At 40.2% G+C, this 13,443-nt stretch carries 9 protein-coding genes and 1 riboswitch; of the genes, 4 read left to right on the top strand and 5 right to left on the bottom strand.

Going from position 1 to position 13,443, the window contains the following annotated elements:
• Positions 1-4: 4 nt before the first annotated feature.
• From QYZ87_05960 to QYZ87_05950, 3 genes are all read left to right on the top strand, one after another.
• Positions 5-943: a DUF5106 domain-containing protein gene (locus QYZ87_05960; GenBank protein ID MDN4754071.1), complete on the top strand. Its 939-nt coding sequence runs from the start codon at positions 5-7 to the stop codon at positions 941-943.
• A gap of 4 nt (positions 944-947) precedes the next feature.
• The gene (gene rfbA, locus QYZ87_05955; GenBank protein MDN4754070.1) at positions 948-1,832 is read left to right on the top strand and encodes a glucose-1-phosphate thymidylyltransferase RfbA; all 885 of its coding nucleotides are present in this window, start codon (positions 948-950) and stop codon (positions 1,830-1,832) included.
• 201 nt (positions 1,833-2,033) lie between these two features.
• Positions 2,034-3,221 carry an OmpA family protein gene (locus QYZ87_05950; protein MDN4754069.1) on the top strand — a complete coding sequence of 396 codons (1,188 nt, stop codon included), beginning with the start codon at positions 2,034-2,036 and terminating at the stop codon, positions 3,219-3,221.
• A gap of 530 nt (positions 3,222-3,751) precedes the next feature.
• Here QYZ87_05950 and QYZ87_05945 read toward each other — a convergent pair.
• From QYZ87_05945 to QYZ87_05925, 5 genes are all read right to left on the bottom strand, one after another.
• On the bottom strand, positions 3,752-4,462 hold the full coding sequence (locus QYZ87_05945) for a peroxiredoxin (GenBank protein MDN4754068.1): 711 nt from the start codon (positions 4,460-4,462) through the stop codon (positions 3,752-3,754).
• Positions 4,463-4,588: 126 nt separating this feature from the next.
• Complete coding sequence (locus QYZ87_05940; GenBank protein MDN4754067.1) at positions 4,589-5,722, bottom strand: adenosylcobinamide amidohydrolase; 1,134 nt, start codon at positions 5,720-5,722, stop codon at positions 4,589-4,591.
• A 58-nt stretch (positions 5,723-5,780) separates the two neighbouring features.
• Entirely contained in the window at positions 5,781-6,956 is a 1,176-nt protein-coding gene (locus QYZ87_05935) for an ABC transporter substrate-binding protein (GenBank protein MDN4754066.1), read from the bottom strand.
• Between the two features lie 482 nt (positions 6,957-7,438).
• Positions 7,439-8,920: a PepSY domain-containing protein gene (locus QYZ87_05930; GenBank protein ID MDN4754065.1), complete on the bottom strand. Its 1,482-nt coding sequence runs from the start codon at positions 8,918-8,920 to the stop codon at positions 7,439-7,441.
• A 6-nt stretch (positions 8,921-8,926) separates the two neighbouring features.
• Positions 8,927-11,335, bottom strand: coding sequence for a TonB-dependent receptor (locus QYZ87_05925; protein MDN4754064.1), 2,409 nt, complete (start codon positions 11,333-11,335; stop codon positions 8,927-8,929).
• A 213-nt stretch (positions 11,336-11,548) separates the two neighbouring features.
• Positions 11,549-11,790, bottom strand: a riboswitch (cobalamin riboswitch).
• A gap of 542 nt (positions 11,791-12,332) precedes the next feature.
• On the opposite strand from QYZ87_05925, the gene QYZ87_05920 reads away from it, so the two are divergent.
• Positions 12,333-13,235, top strand: coding sequence for an IS982 family transposase (locus QYZ87_05920; GenBank protein ID MDN4754063.1), 903 nt, complete (start codon positions 12,333-12,335; stop codon positions 13,233-13,235).
• Positions 13,236-13,443: the final 208 nt, after the last annotated feature.

The following is a 13,443-nucleotide window of genomic DNA, read 5'->3' as shown; positions in this document are numbered from 1 at the left end:
ACAAATGAATTTTGTATATATAATGAGGAAGAGTGGTAAGCATCTTTGTATGCTTACGGCTCTTCTTTTGCTTGTGGCATGTTCTGGAAAGAGAGGTGACTCGCATGAGCAGCTCGTGAAGCCAGAGTTTCCAGTTCCTCCTGAGATGATTACTGAGCCAGAAGCAAGGGCTAATTATATTGTAGATCAAGTATGGAAGGATATTGACCTCTTAGACAGTGCTAACTATCCTTCTGCTCAAGAGATGGAGCGTTTTCTAGTCGATTACTTTGCGATTGGAGATATAGCTAGTGATGAAAAATTTGAGGCCTCATTAAATACCCTCTTCACCATCGCAACACCAGCGATGGACTCGATAGTGTTAGCTTTTAATGATAGTTATCTTAGCCATCCTAACTCCCCTATCTATAATCTCGAGCAGTACTATCAAGTGCTGGCTGTGGCCGATCAAGAGAGCTTGCTAGATCCTGCTGCAAAGCTACGCTACGAAGAAGGCTATAAGCTCTTTCTCAAAAATAGAGTAGGGACGAGAGCAGAGGACTTTACGTATGTGACTCCTGATGGAAAGAGTCATACCCTCCATTCCACCGCTCATGAGGGAGATCTCTTAGTGGTCTTTTATAATCCAGATTGCCATACCTGTAAGGAGGTCTTAAAGTACTTATCCCAGAGTGAAAGGGTCTTGGAGGCAGTGAAGAGTAAAAAGCTTAGTGTGCTATGTATCTATCCTGATGGCGATGAGAGCTTATGGAGAGAAAATCTAGATGAAATCCCTGACTATGCAACTGCAGGGATGGACCAAAATAAGATGATCGTAGAGAAAAGTCTCTATGATCTCAAAGCATCTCCAACGCTTTATTTGCTAGATTCTGAGAAAAATGTGATCCTAAAAGATCTTTTCCCAGACCAATTAGAAGATTACCTAAATACAGAAACAGTGTAATTAAATGAAAGGAATTGTTCTTGCAGGTGGATCGGGTACACGATTGTATCCCTCAACGATTGCTTTTTCTAAGCAACTGCTACCAGTTTATGGTAAGCCGTTGGTGTATTATCCCATATCTGTCCTTATGCTTGCCGGTATTCGTGATATTTGTATTATTACGACACCTGACGATCAGCCACTTTTTAAGAAGTTGCTTAGTGATGGCTCTCGCTTTGGAGTGAGAATTTCATATATAGCCCAGCCTCGTCCAGAAGGTATCGCACAGGCTTTTATCTTAGCCGAAGACTTTATAGGTCATGATGATGTAGCATTAGTCCTAGGTGACAATATTTTCTATGGACAGTCGTTCACTCAGATTTTACAGCAAGCGATTAAAAAGGTGGAGATTCAAAAGAAAGCTGTGGTCTTTTCATATTATGTTAAAGATCCAGAACGATATGGAGTGGTAGAGTTTGACCATAACAAGAAGGCTCTATCTATAGAGGAGAAGCCTGCAAACCCGCGAAGTAATTACGCTGTAGTTGGGCTGTACTTCTACCCTAATGACGTTATAAATGTAGCTAAGGGGCTGACTCCATCGCCGAGAGGTGAGCTTGAGATCACGTCTGTCAATCAACATTATCTATCGGCTGATCGCTTAAGCGTAGAGCCTCTGGGTCGAGGATTTGCATGGTTGGATACAGGGACACATGAGTCACTGTATGAGGCAGGTGATTTTATTAGGACTATAGAGAAAAGACAGGGCTTGCAAGTGGCCTGTTTGGAGGAAATAGCGTATAAGCAAGGCTGGATCACTTTTGATGAAATCGAAGCCTTACTTCAGACATACAGAGGCAGTGAATATATGCAGATGTTACAAGAGTCCATAAAATACAAAGATAATTAGAGGTAAATGTTATCAATAATAGGACCTTTTAACCTTAAATCAGTTATTTTTTTTTAAAAAGCAGGGAGGTAAGTGATTTATTGCTATATTTGCCATGTGGTTTGATGAGGAGTACTAATTATGTTGTATTTCTCAAATTACCGGCGAAACAGAAAATTTGGATCGTGAAATATAGAATGTTGAATTAAAAAGATTTTAATTATGAAAGTAAAAGCATTAGCACTAGCACTAGCAGGTGCGCTAGCACTCTCAGCATCAGCACAAGAGGTTGTCAATAATAATGTTGATAACATGGCTGGTAAGAATGTTAGTTTTAAACCAAACAAGGCTTCAGATAACTGGTTCATCTCTCTTCAGGGTGGTGCAAGTATTATCGAAAGCTTTAGCAGCGCTTCAATTCAGAAGGATGTAGAATTTAAGGATCGTATTGGTTACACTGGTGCAATCGGTATTGGTAAGTGGCACAACCCTTACTTCGGTACTCGTTTGTCAATTGACTATAACTATTTCAAAGATGGTTATGCAGGTCTAGATGGTGATAAGCCACAATATGGTCACGCTATCAACCCACACTTTGACTTTATGTTCAATATGAACAACTACTTTGGTACTTACCGTCCAGGTCGTGTGTTCAGCTTTGTTCCTTTCGTAGGTGTTGGTTATATGCTTAACCAGATCATTTTGAACACTCCTGATGCTACTCAAAAGTACTGGGATGATAAGAACTTCAACCACTCTGTATCAGGTAACGCTGGTATCGAAATGCAGTTCCGTCTTGGTCGTCGTGTTAGCCTAGTACTTGCTCCACAAGTAACATTTGCTAACATGCTAAGAGTACCTGAAGCAATGAACCACAGAACAAATGACCTAGTTGGTCAAGTTCGTCTAGGTCTTACATTTGACGCTGGTCGTCCAGACTGGGAAGCTGTTGTTCCTATGGACGAAGCTCTTATCAACGACCTTCAGAGCCAAGTTAACAGACTTAAGGCTGAAAACATGGAACTTGCTAAGCGTCCAAAAGAGTGCCCAACATGTGACACAACTCCAGTTGTTAAGGAAGTTGCTGTTAAGGAAATGGAAAGACACGTATTCTTCCGTATCGATAGCTCTAACGTAGATAAGAACCAAATGGCTAACATCTTTACAGTTGCAGAATTTGCAAAGGCTAATAACCTTCCTGTAGTTGTTGTTGGTTATGCTGACGCTAAGACTGGTTCTGCTGACTATAACATGAATATCTCTGAGAGACGTGCACGTGAAGTAGCTCGTATTCTTACAGATGAGTACGGTGTTCCTTCTAACCTTGTATCTATCGAGTACAATGGTGATAGCGAGCAACCATTCGAAAATAACGCATGGAACCGTGTTGTTATCATGACAGCTAAGTAATCTTGATTAAGTAAGATTATTTAAAATAGTATTGAGTGCCTGTGGTTTTTCCACGGGCACTCTTTTTTTATACGTTTCCGAACGGTTGAGGTTAGTGTAATATTCTCAATGTTACACATTTATAAAATGCTGTCAGTATAACACTCCTCAAAATTGCCTATTATATTGGTAATTATTGGTGTTTGATAAAAACTTTTACCGGACACCAAAAAATATGTAGGTTGACTATTAAAAGACGTATTCTGGCGTACACACATGTCATGGGATACTACCCAAAATATGTACATTTGTCCATAGTTAGTTTGTTTTTTTAGCGAATTACAAAACTAAACATATAGGGCTGATTCCATTACTAGGATCAGCCCTTTTCTTCTTCGCATTTAACACTTTTATTGGACACCAATAATATTTAAGCTGGCATAATAAAAGAGCTGGCGTGTAAACAGAAACAGTTGTGCACACCAGCTCTTTTATTAATTAGATCGATTCGTTATGCTTATAGCGAAAACGTTAAACGAATGGCATCTACATTACTTTTCACTGATTTTCTTATTGATCTCTTCTTCAGAGAGCTTCTTAGTGCAGAGGTACCAGTCATGACAGTGTATATCGCTGTCCTTTGATTCCATTCTTTCCTTAGCACTGCCACATGATCCAGCAGGAGGCACGATAACGTCCTTACCTGGCTTCCAATCGGCAGGTAGGGCCACTTCAAACTCAGCAGCAACCTGAAGACCTTTCAATATACGTACAATCTCATCAAAGTTACGACCTAGTGAAGCTGGATAATAGAGGATTGTGCGGATAATATCATCTGGGTCAATAAAGAATACAGCACGTACAGCTGCAGTGCTATTTTCATTTGGATGAACCATTCCGTACTTATTAGCGACATCCATAGTAATGTCCTCAATAAGTGGGAACTTCACCTCTACGTCCTTCATGCCATTGAAGTCAAGATGCTGTATATTCCGCAGCCAAGCTATATGGCTGAAAAGCCCATCTATAGAAAGACCTACTAACTGGCAATTAAGGTCGTCAAACTCCTTTTGACGTGATGCAAAAGTCATGAACTCGGTAGTACACACTGGTGTAAAGTCTGCTGGGTGACTAAATAAGATTTTCCACTTTCCAGTATAATCTTCAGGGAAGTTAATCGTTCCTTGAGTCGTTTTTGCAGTAAATGATGGTGCCTTCTCACCAATTCTTGGCATTGGGTACTCTGTTCTGTCTTGTTCCATAAAAAATGTCCTTTAATCTGTTTTATAAATATTTATTCACTCTTTATTGTAGAACAAGCATGATGAATTATTGTTTCGTTAACTCACTTGAAGTATCTCATGATCAATTGTGTTTCAATTGATACATTATTGAGGATTAGAGGCAATGATAGCTAGAGCGATCATTGTGTGTTCAATAACTAGCTTGTATCCTTTTCTTTTCGGCATTGCTTCCTTGTCTATTGAAACAATAAAATCGATATGATGTTTTTTTATAAGCCCGTTTATGAGTTCGTTGGCAAGAGTTATGAGCACGTCATCACTTAGGATATTCCATCTGTTTTGATCACACAGGTGAGTGATGGCTGCGACGTAAGCCAAAATATATTCATCCGTATCTATTTTGTCAATTCGTCTCCTGATGCGTTCAATATCGTATTGTTGTTTAGAGATGTCGCAAAAGTGGTTTAGGATATTATCCTTTGTGATACCATATCGTTTGGACTGCCATTCAATAGACGCTTGGCGACGCGGATTCATCCCCGTTTGCTTATCCAGAGCCTTTGACACCGCCTCCTTTACGCTTTCGCCAATCATCTGTCCAAGTAGAACGTGCTTGCCTGAGCTGTAGAGGGGTGTGTTGGAGTCCTTATTAGCTACAATGACGATAGAGTCGGTGCCAGAGCCAGTAGCAATCCCTTCCGAGAACATACTATTGGCCATTAATTCTTGCAAAGCAGCAGATTTAGCTTCCGTCGCTGTGACGATTGCACGAGTTAGTACCCCAGCGTTAAGATTTGCATCAATGAAGAGGAGGATATTTATGGTTCCAGACTTAATGGGAAGCCCCTCTTTTGCGAACTCATCGTAAGTGGCTTTATCCCCAGCTCTACCACCATTGACATCAATCCCAGCTGTAGCAACCGCCATCACCTTCACCCCATGCACTTGACGGGTAGAAATCGCGAGATTTTCAATCTTTGCCGCGGTATCCATGCCCGTCGTAGAATCCACTGGTAGCCCAATATGAAGGGCTAGCTCCTCGAAGTATTCATCGAGCGTGCTTTCTTGTATTTCCGTCTCTTTCTTAGCTAAGACAAACGGATTTTTCGCACAGCTATGATTGTATATATACTTCACGTCCTCACGGTATCCACCATTGAGGTTGGAGCTGCTGACGATCCCTCTATGCCCCATGAGTCGGACAATGAGACTATCGTGTTCGACGTACATCTCATCCCCCATGGGGCTAATGTATTTAAGGTTCTCTTTTGCAAACATTGTCCGTATTCTGTCGAATTACATATCAATGACGAAATGGAAGTTGATGATACCGATTTTACTCCCTCCTTAATTCCATCCAGTAGGTTGTTTCATAATCTAGTAACAATTCTGGACGTGTGATCTTGATCAAGTCTTTTAGTAAGAGATCGGGACGATAAGGTCCACTTTCCCAGTAATCATTTCCACCAAATCCATTGACTCTCTTACGGTCAGAGATGACTTTCCCCTTTTTTACGGCATCAAAATTTCTATAACGTTCGTTTATTGTTGCAAAATCGGCTACCGTTTCGCAGTCTGCATAGAACGATGAGAACCAATATAAAGCGTGACGATTTTTTGCAAAAATCTCCTCTATGCTCCTAGGTTGGCTATCCGTCTCACCAGCAATGAAGTCAAAGCTCAGCTTTGCATCATTAAACATATTCGCAGGATAACTTAGTTCGCCAGGTACATACCATGTCCCCTTATAGTCCTGTCCATACATGATAGGGATCCACTCGTCATCCTCAGATAAAAGATTCTTTGCTGCCATATAGTTGGTTGCAACCTCTTGGAATGCATCATCCGCTTTTTCATTCTTTCCCAAGAGCAATCCAATCACCTTAAGCCATTCAGCACGGCCAAGCAAGCTTTGATCTTTCCACGAATTAAAAATCATCAATGCGAGTCCAGACGCTTTGTATTTTTCAGCTTCCTCTGGTGAGCCAACGTAATCAAGGAGAAGGACTTCCGGCTCTAGAGAGAGTATCAATTCAAAGTTATTGGACATCCCCATGCCGACCTCTTTTATCAATCCATCCTCTGCACGCTGGCGAATAGTCTCATTGCTAATGTACTGAAATGAAGTAGAGCCTATGATGCTCTCTTCGCCCTCGAGTATTGGAAAGGCTCCGATCTGTACACTAGAGGTGGTAATGATTTTAGACACTGGGATGGGGATATAGTTAGTGACCATGCCATCATATTCAGGACGCTCCTCGCCTTTTAAGTATAGGACGAAAGTATCTTCTGAGTCTTTTTGGTCTGCATTTTTTATATGCAAAACCTTGTAGGTTTCATGATTTTCAACAGTGAAGCCCTTTGCATACTTAACCTTCACAGGAAAGTCAAAGTCCTCAATTGCTTCTGGTGAAGCCTTGCCCTCTTTTTGTTGTTGGCTACTTTCACCACTACATCCGATTAAGAATGGTAGCAGAGTGGTGAGAAAAATGAAAAGTAATTTTTTTGACATGGTGGTTAATTCTTTATTTGTTATCAATAGATGATATATTAATTATTTAATGTGCTTTATTCAAATGATGTTGGCTTCTAATGGAGAATCATACTTTATACAAGTAACAAGACTCTCCTTTCGTATATCTAATGTTATACTATGATAGATATAAAAAACTATATCCTAAGGTCTATCGAGACCTTCTCTACAATATTAATAATTAGCTTGAATAATAGACAAATTTACCCAATATTTCGAACATCATTGAGCTGTCTTGCCTACAATAATGCTCTGTAAATCTTCGCTCTAATTATTAGGTCAATTTCGATGAAAGTTTTGATACCAAAGTTGCATTGATACATTTTATTACCCTTCATTTGGTATATTCTATAAAGATACTCATAGGATGTTTTTGAAGACACAAGTGCGAGATGTATTAACCCCCAAATAATCTAGGTTATCTAAGATCATTTGGGGGTGAAAATGTAGTGCCTTAGTGGTTACGAGTTTTTCTTTCTTCCTTTGAACTGGCGGCGAAGCACATTCCAAGCAAGTACAATTCCCGTAATACTCACAAGAGTACCACCTGATAGTAGTATCAGCATAAGAGCCATCCATAGGGCTGGATGGTGGTATGCCCATAGGAACTTAAAGGCATGAAGCTTTTGATATGCCCAAGAGTTGAGTACGGTTGCTTTGTTCGTTACTTGTACTCTGGGTTCTGTCGAAGCCATGTATAAGGTTGTACCGTCATCTGTTTTGACTTCGAATACAGGTAGTGGAGGCTTGTGACGCCCTTTTGGATGAGGGAGATAATTAGCCGTGTAGTCTGTCAACGTCCTACAGCTCTCAATTTTTACCTGTGGAAGTTCTGCAGTCAGATACGTTTTGGCCTGCTCCTCTGAAACCTTTAGCGGCTGGACAATTCCGTCTTCGATCTGTACATACTCTTTACTAGTCCCATCTTCTATCACGTAATAACCCTGGCCTAAATAACTACCGTATGTTATTCTCTTAGCATTTGGGTATATTTCTATCGCTTTATCGAAGTCTAGGTTAATGCCCGAAGTTATAGGCAAACTTCTAGATAGTGTATAATACTCTTTATCCGGTGTTGGTCCAGTCATCCAGCTCGGTAACTTATCAAGAGACATCCATCCACTGAACATCCAAGTGAGGACAAAAATACCAAAGATTAATCCTGTAATGTGGTGCCAGTAATACCACCGTTTCTTGTACGGACTCCACTTTTTGCCCTTCCCTTTTCGGGCTTGTGAGGTTCGGAATATCCCCATTACTAGCCCCGATATAATCATCAGACATCCTACAATACCTAGGACAATGAAAATATTTATCCACAAGTCTATGTTCTGTCTGATAGGCCAGAAATAAAGCCAATGGGGGATAGCTCCAAAGCATGCCAGTAAGCGATTGTTGCTATTTGTCTGTTGGAGCAATCTTCCGCTCTGTCCTGAGAAATACAGATGAGTATCGTGACCATCGTTTACAGCTACTTTGTATATTGGAAATTCAGCTCTCTGTGCTGAGAACGGGATCCATTGTTCAAGATTATTGAGCGTATCGATACGCATAGGGGATTGCTGAGTGATCCTATAGGTCATCTCCTCGATATCCTCAATGCTAGGCTTTATAACCTTTGCTACCTCTCCATTGGAGGCCTCAATCATTACGTTGCCCTCAGTACCAGATAGGTTTAGAAAGAGTCCTCTTGGACTCTTTTCTATACCTATTTCAGTCAGTTCCGCTCCACTCTTAGTCTTTTGGATATACCAGGACCTAAGTTGTGAGGCATGTGGTAAAGAGTCAGTAGAGGACAGCGTGTCCAGCAAGCTGAATCTACTGCTATTCTCTACTCTAGGAAATCCACTGAATATCATGAAGAACCCAGAGATGAACCACATGACCATCAGTGGAGCCATGATGACTCCTAGCCATTTATGGATGACTTTGAAAACCTTCATAGAGAATTACCAAATCTTATAATTGATCATCAACTTGAAGTTACGAGGCATCGCTGGTACTTCTTGGTTGCCCAGTGACTGAGCCACATAGTGCTTGTCTAAGACGTTATTTACCTGCAGACCTATAGACACACCTGAATTGGCAATCGTATAGCGAGCACCGAGATTAAGTAGCATGTATGGGTCGTAATAGATATTTCTACCAAAGTTTCGGTAAATCTTATCTGTATAAGTGACGCTATAGTTAAGGTCAAGCCCACTTAAGAGTCCTTTATTGAAGGTGTAGTTACCAAAGCTGAAGAATGTGTTTCTTGGGATATAATTTAGTCTATCTCCCTTGTCAACCCCCTTCAGGTCATATTCATTCTTTGCGATCTCTCCGTAGCGTGCATGAGTAAGCCCGTAACCGATGCTGAAGAATAAGTTCTCTAGCGGGCTATAATTGATTTCAGACTCTACCCCAGTAGATAATACTGTGCCAACTTGAGCTACTACTGATTTGTCTATAGGCTTTCCATCAATGACACCAGGGATGGTACCAATGGTACGTACGAGGTTTTCTTGCTTGATGTGGTAAACTGATAGACTACCATTAAGTTTAGATGAGATATTAAATGTAGTTCCAATCTCAGCTTGGTATCCAGTAGTTGGATCAAAAATAGCTTTGCTAAAATCTAATTTACTTTGGTCTATAGTGTTTCCCTTCTTATCCACTAAGATTTGTTTTTCACTAAAGGACCTTGCACGACGGTCAGGAACGAAGAAGTTAGAATAGCTAGTGTATATTGATAGATCTTCAATGGGTTGGTAAACCAGTCCAAATCTATAAGTGAGCGAATTATAAATCAAGTTGGCTGTTTGCTCACCACGCTCATATTTCGCTTTTCTATCAATAGCATCAGACTTTGTGAAGTGCTTGATACCATAGTTATTGTATCTCAGTGCCACAAAACCCTTAAGGTGTTTGGAAAAGTCCATCATGTCTTGGAAGAAAACACCGATAACCTGTGTTTCCGATGGAGATGCTTTACTAAATCTTTCAAACATCGGAGCTGAATTATCAGGGTTGTATGATGAAATGACAGAGTTTACACCTGGTCCCCATACATCGATGTCATCTGCAGGGTTGTGAGCGGACTGAGGTTCGCCAGCTACGCCATAACCAGAGAAGGATACCCGATCCATTATGGTGTATGAGCCGCCAAGCAGAATGCTATTTTTGATGGTTCCTATATTGAAATTTCCAGTGATGTCTAAATGGTCTTGAAAAGTCTTAGCCACGTGTTGGAATCGTAGAGGGAATGTCAGCTGTACATGATCGAGGTCTATATACTTCTTCTTGTCACCTCTCATATAAAAGTATGGATAGATAGGATCCGAACTTTCAGGATAGCTTAGAGACTCAGTAGAGAAGTAATCAATAACGTCGTAGCTATACATAGCTTTGTTAGATAACTTCCAATCCTCGTTCATGTAGAAGGTGTATCTCAATAGAGCATTAGCACTTTCATTGAACATGAAGTCGCTATTGTTATTATATCTCTGAGCTCTATTGAGTCCTCTAAGCCTATCGCCTTCTTTGTATATAACCTTGCCTGTTTTTTCCACTGTGATGTCTCCCGGCATTGTTGCTGGTAGTCCTGCCTCTGTACCATAGAAGTCTTTATTATAGCTAAGACGTAGGTCTAAGATATGCTTAGGAGCGAGTCTGAAGTTTGTATTGTTATACACCGAGAAGCGTCTGTTCCCAAGGTCTCTCCATTGGTCACCACCAGATCTATTGAAGTTAAATAAGGTGTTAATGCCATCAACGAGTTTTCCACCAATAGTACCGCTGACTTGGTAGGTGTTCCAAGAGCCATTCATCAGTAGAAGCTCTAGTTGTGGTACGTTCGTAGCAGATTTTCTAACAATATTGATCGATCCACCAACAGAGGAGTGTCCACTAAGGACTGAAGCTGGACCCTTGCTGACTTCGATACTCTCTACCATTGTAAGGTCAGGGAGAGGATATGAATTGAACGTCGTACGCTCATCACGTACACCATCAATTTCTACAGGAGAGTAGTCAAATCCCCTCACACTCACTTGCTGAAACGCTCCATATGTGGTCCTGGTATTAACAGATGGGGCAAAGCGTGTTGCTTCTTGGAAGTCAAATATACCTCTAAGTTTAAGAGGCTGTAGTGAGATGTTATTAACGGTTAGAGGTAGGTCTTTTAGCTCTACATCTAGCTTAGACATCTTCACCCTCCGTTTAGCTGAGACATCAACATTAGTTAGGTAGTAAGTTGTGTCAGGTTCATTAGTGGTGGGTTGGCTGATGTTATTAGACTTATCGTCTTTCGCACTTGCTGTAAGTGGCATAGCCATGACTAGTAACGGGATGATTGCCCAAAAAAGTTTTCGCCTCATTCTTAAATTTTTAAATGATAAGTGATAAAATAGTTTCTGCAGTTGAAGTTAGGACTGATCCCAACAACTCTTCAAGGCGATGACTTAGGAGAAAGAAACACTACATCATGATACAACGCGTCCCTAAATGGGGCATTTTGTGACAAGACTAAGTATTATGGGCTCTTTTTCCCGAAAGCCTAGGTAGAGTGAAGTTGGTAGTGATCAAGTTCACTTCAATACTATTTGCAAGGTAGGTCTTCCGGCTCATCCCCTCTCATTCTTACCTTCCCACTCCGTAATGGAGCAGTGGTATGGAGCTCTATGAGCTCCAGTAGATGGAGTTATGTTATAGGACTTACGGCTGCGGGTACAGCTTTGGCTTCAAAATATATTAGCCTATGGGCTCTTTTTTATACCAAATTCCAATGTGCCTTGCAAATCGCTGCAAAGGTAACTCTTTTTATTAAATAAAATATAAATTGGTCTTTGCTTTATGATTTTTCTAGTTAATGGGGCTATGTCTGATGTCGGTACAAAAAGGAAGCCTATATCTTTGAGAGTGCTTCACGGTCGAAATTTACTTCGTTCAGCTTTCGATATTCGCGTGTGTTCTCTTCTTGTAATTTACCTTCTATATAGACGGCGTCTTAGTATCTCATTTATCAAGGAAAGTCATACTGATTTGCTTACACTACTGCGAGAACCATCATTGTGAGTGAGACAATAGTTGGAGAATCCTTGACTTGACGATTTGTAAGAGCTTTCGGATATTACAGGACCTACAGCAACTAAGAGTAGCAGGAGATAGTGTCTAATATGCTGATTTATAATGAAAAATAGGAGGTGACAAAACGTAATACATAATTGCCACTTTGTGACCCCAACCCAGACGAAATTTTAGTTAACGTGAGTTCGGGATAAGAAACAGGAGTAAAAACACTAGGAAAAGTGGTGAATTATTTGTATCTTAGTAATTGATTACCAGCTAATTACAAGAAAATAAAACACCACTTTTATGACAACAAATATACTAGAATCATTTTGTATTATCGACGATTTCTCTATTCAGTTTGATCGTGTTGTTGCTGAGAATGCTATAGAACAAGGAGGTAAGAAGAGAAGAAATAGAAAATCACGTCTTTCTGACAGTGAGGTCATGACAATACTCATACTTTTTCATATGTCAAGATATAGAGACCTCAAGTCCTTCTATCTCAAATATGTTCAGGTTCATCTTAAAAGTGAATTTCCTCAAACAGTCTCCTATAATCGTTTTGTGGAACTTCAAACTAAAGTGGGGCTAAAGCTTGTTATGTTTCTCAATATGTGCTGCTTAGGAAAGTGTACAGGTGTTTCTTTTATTGACTCTACTCCTCTAAGATCTTGTCATATCAAACGGGAAAGAACCCATAAGACTATGAAAGGTTGGGCACAGAAAGGTCGCTCCACAATGGGTTGGTTCTATGGCTTTAAACTGCATCTTGTTATCAATGACAAAGGAGAGATTATCACCTATCAGATCACGCCTGGTAATACAGATGACAGAGCTCCACTAAAGGATGACTCTTTCTCTAAGAAACTCTTTGGTAAGCTCATTGCGGATAGAGGATATATCTCAAAGAGTCTATTTGACAAGCTCTTTATTGATGATATACACTTGATTACAAAACTTAAGAAGAATATGAAGAATGCTCTAATGCATATTCATGATAAAATTCTCCTTCGAAAAAGAGCCATCATAGAAACCGTCAATGATCTCTTAAAGAATGTATGCCAAATAGAACATACGAGACATCGCAGTGTCAATAATTTCGTAGTCAATCTGGTTTCAGGATTACTTGCGTACAACTTGATGCCTAAAAAGCCTTCCTTAAATCTTGAAATTATTGATAAAGAGGCTCTTGCTATAGTTTCTTAAATCGAACTCGCGTTAGTTATATGAAAGAAAAATGTTTCCTATAGGATGCATGATTTTTTCCTATAGGAAGAAGTTCTTCTTCCTATAGGACGATTTTACTGCCCCTACAGGGGCTATTTTTTAAAACGCCACTTTCATTTCGTTGCTTTTCGTTTTTCTATTATTCAAAAGCATATCCTCCACGGTCATGACATTAGAGAAGATACTT

Source organism: Porphyromonadaceae bacterium W3.11, from assembly GCA_030434245.1.
Lineage (GTDB): Bacteria > Bacteroidota > Bacteroidia > Bacteroidales > Porphyromonadaceae > Porphyromonas_A.
Note: the sequence above shows the minus strand (reverse complement) of the source record. Positions and strands in the feature narration are given on the sequence as shown.

What these genes read in the sequence shown, in the direction of transcription:
- QYZ87_05960 (MDN4754071.1), top strand. Translation starts at nt 5, where the DNA reads ATGAATTTTGTATATATAATGAGGAAGAGTGGTAAGCATCTTTGTATG.
- rfbA (MDN4754070.1), top strand. Translation starts at nt 948, where the DNA reads ATGAAAGGAATTGTTCTTGCAGGTGGATCGGGTACACGATTGTATCCC.
- QYZ87_05950 (MDN4754069.1), top strand. Translation starts at nt 2,034, where the DNA reads ATGAAAGTAAAAGCATTAGCACTAGCACTAGCAGGTGCGCTAGCACTC.
- QYZ87_05945 (MDN4754068.1), bottom strand. Translation starts at nt 4,462, where the DNA reads ATGGAACAAGACAGAACAGAGTACCCAATGCCAAGAATTGGTGAGAAG.
- QYZ87_05940 (MDN4754067.1), bottom strand. Translation starts at nt 5,722, where the DNA reads ATGTTTGCAAAAGAGAACCTTAAATACATTAGCCCCATGGGGGATGAG.
- QYZ87_05935 (MDN4754066.1), bottom strand. Translation starts at nt 6,956, where the DNA reads ATGTCAAAAAAATTACTTTTCATTTTTCTCACCACTCTGCTACCATTC.
- QYZ87_05930 (MDN4754065.1), bottom strand. Translation starts at nt 8,920, where the DNA reads ATGAAGGTTTTCAAAGTCATCCATAAATGGCTAGGAGTCATCATGGCT.
- QYZ87_05925 (MDN4754064.1), bottom strand. Translation starts at nt 11,335, where the DNA reads ATGAGGCGAAAACTTTTTTGGGCAATCATCCCGTTACTAGTCATGGCT.
- QYZ87_05920 (MDN4754063.1), top strand. Translation starts at nt 12,333, where the DNA reads ATGACAACAAATATACTAGAATCATTTTGTATTATCGACGATTTCTCT.